This window comes from Bacillus sp. mrc49, from assembly GCF_002803435.1.
Window position 1 is genome coordinate 1 of sequence record NZ_PHNG01000809.1, and the last position, 2,459, is coordinate 2,459.

General features: G+C 46.8%; 3 protein-coding genes. All 3 read right to left on the bottom strand.

What is annotated here, in order from left to right:
* A partial coding sequence (locus tag CVN76_RS30290) for a response regulator (protein WP_157805847.1) occupies positions 1 to 399 on the bottom strand: 399 nt, incomplete at its 3' end.
* A complete protein-coding gene (locus tag CVN76_RS30295) occupies positions 392 to 1,438 on the bottom strand; it encodes a sensor histidine kinase (protein WP_100534273.1) in 1,047 nt (348 codons plus the stop codon). The genes CVN76_RS30290 and CVN76_RS30295, both read right to left, overlap by 8 nt.
* Positions 1,435 to 2,181 carry a cell wall-active antibiotics response protein LiaF gene (gene liaF / locus CVN76_RS30300; RefSeq protein ID WP_100530096.1) on the bottom strand — a complete coding sequence of 249 codons (747 nt, stop codon included), beginning with the start codon at positions 2,179 to 2,181 and terminating at the stop codon, positions 1,435 to 1,437. Before liaF ends, CVN76_RS30295 begins: the two co-directional genes overlap by 4 nt.
* Positions 2,182 to 2,459 lie beyond the last annotated feature (278 nt).

The following is a 2,459-nucleotide window of genomic DNA, read 5'->3' on the forward strand; positions in this document are numbered from 1 at the left end:
CATCTTCCCGGTCACCTCAGGCTCCAGTACGCTTTGTCCTTGGAAGGTGGACCGGACGGCTCTGGCAATTTCGCTTGCCTTCGAGGTTTTCAGCATATAGCTCGTTGCCCCGGCTTCCAAGGCCGGATACACTTTTTCATCATCCAGAAAGCTTGTCACGATGATGATCTTGGCTTCGGGCCATTTTTCGATAATTCGCTTCGTCGCTTCTATGCCATCCATTTCCGGCATGACCAAATCCATCAAAATGATATCCGGACGCAATTCCAAAGCCAGTTCGACTGCCTTCAAACCATTGTCCGCTTCCCCGATCACTTCGATGTCCGCTTGGGCCGTTAAATAGGCCGACACCCCAATCCGAACCATTTCATGGTCATCGACAAATAATACTTTAATCATCCTGATCACCTCCTGTATGTATCAAGGGGATTTTCACCTCGAGCTTTGTCCCTTTATTCGGAACGCTTACGAGCTGCATGGTCCCCCCCAACTCTACGGCCCGCTCATGCATGTTTTGCAGTCCGTAAGATCCGGCTTTTGCATCCTCCGTGTTAAAGCCGATGCCATCATCCGTGATCCGGAAAATGATCAAGCCATCACGAACGATCAATAGCACTTCAAGCGAGGTCGCCTTTGCATGTCTCAGTGTATTGGAAATCGATTCTTGTAAAATCCGGAACAGGTGGTCTTCAATCCCCTTATCAAGGATAACCGGCTCCACCTTCCAATCTATATCCATCGTCACTTTTTGGGCCAATTCTTCGAGGAGCTCCTTCATTCCCGCTTGTAATGATTTTCCCTTCAACGCAACGGGTCTTAAGTGAAGCAGGAGCGCCCTCATCTCGAGCTGAGATTGATGGATCATTTCTTCCACAACCTTGAATTGCTTCATTTCCGTTTTATCCATATCCGTTTGTGACTCTGTAATAGCCGACATGAACATCGAAGCGGCAAACAATTGCTGGCTCACCGAATCATGCAGCTCCCGCGCCAGGCGGTTCCGCTCCTGGGAAACGATTTCCTGGATCTGTTTCTCCTGGTCGATCGCCTTTTCATTGGCCATTTTTTGCGATAATTTTGTCTGTTCATTGATTTGCTTATGAATTTGATTCATCCGTTCCACCATGGTCGCGAGCTCCGAGATCGGATAGGTTTCCGGCTGTGAAGGCAAGCGGCCCTGTTCCAGCAAGTAAAGGCCTTCATCCACCCTTTGCAGCTGCCTTTTAAAAAACATTCCTGAAACGGCTCCATAAATCAGCCCTGCCGTCATGACCAGACTTGGCAGGAAAATGACGAAGGGCAGCCCCATGACCACTTTCTCCCATAACAAGCCCCAGTCGGACAGCGGGAAAATAAAGAAAACCACCGCCGGCAAAAGAAGCGAAAGAACGAAGGAAACACCTAGGGCACTCAAGATCTGGCGTGTCACGATGCTCATACCCGCTTCACCTCTAAATCCCCAACAAGGATGGACGTGATGATATGCACTTTATGGTCCGCTTCATCGAAGCCCGCTGTTTGAAAAGAATGGATTTGATTAAAGACCCTCGATTCAGGCTTATTTTCAAAAATCCGTGCTCTCCCCGCCATGACGGAATGATGGACCCTTATTTCGATGCCATACGGGATGAGGACCGTGATATTGCCAATGATATTCCTAAGGGAAATGACGGCATCCCCTTTCGGCAGGATCGTCCGGCTCAAATCAATGACCGTATCACCGACCCCGCTTTGAACATTCACGGAATTCCATTCGTATACCTGCTCACCCGTTTGTTGATGGCCGAACAACTTATTTTGAAAGAGATGCCCACTTTTCAATAACGGCTCCTTATGGACTTGTTCTTCGTCAATCCCTTCATTGGTGATGATCGGGTTGATCCAATCGGGATTCTTTTTCGACTGATAATATAAAAGTAAGAAATAAATGAGAATGGCGAAAAGGAAAAACTTAAAAACGAACATATTCAAAACTGTGATGATCAGTGAGATCAGTCCTGTAAAAAATAAAATCTTCCCGATTGTCCGCTTAGTGAATTTCCTGCCCAAATAGATTAAGACAACCGAAAAAGCAAGCGGAAACAGTAAGCCTCCACCCTTGAAGGAAATCTCCAAAAAAAGCAAGACGATTCCGATGAGGAAGATCCAACCCATATAATCCGTTTTCATTTTGTTCAACATCGGCCCGCCTCCCTTGTAATTGATCATGATACTCTTAAAAGGCGCAGTCAACCGCGCCTTTTAAGAATACCACGAATCGATTAGGTTCTAACAGAGCGTTTTCCCTCATCCTGCGCATTTGGAGGATAAGGGATCACAGCCATGCATGAATAATATTTACGCTTCTTTCTGTTCCAATTCCTTTTCAAGCTGGGCGATTCTCGCATCGATGGTATGCCGGTTATAATCGGTATCGACTTTATGCTCGATGCGGTCAATATAGTGCTCCATCTCTTCAA